Below are 277 nucleotides of genomic sequence, written 5' to 3' on the forward strand. Positions count from 1 at the left end.
CCGTCGGCCCAGACCCGTCTGCAGCAGTTGGAGGAGCGCTTCCCGGAGCTCACGACCGCGGTCCTAGGCACTGCGGACGGCCTCCACATCGCCTCCCTCGGCGCCGACCCCGACGGCGGCGAGCAGCTCGCGGCGATGACCGGCTCGCTGTTCGGGGTCGCGCGGGCCGAGGCCGAGATCATCGCGGGAGGGACGGAGCCGACGCTGACGGCCATCGTGTCGCTGACCATCGGCGAGAACCAGATGGCGCTGCACAGCTTCATCCTCGCGCCCTACG

1 pseudogene is annotated in these 277 nt (G+C 71.8%); it reads left to right on the forward strand.

Features of this window, described 5'->3' with window-relative positions:
- Positions 1 to 277: pseudogene (locus KVS71_RS17385) on the forward strand (roadblock/LC7 domain-containing protein); the annotation flags it as partial.

Source organism: Microbacterium sp. GbtcB4 (genome assembly GCF_019091465.1).
In the GTDB taxonomy this organism is placed as follows: Bacteria; Actinomycetota; Actinomycetes; order Actinomycetales; family Microbacteriaceae; genus Microbacterium; species Microbacterium paraoxydans.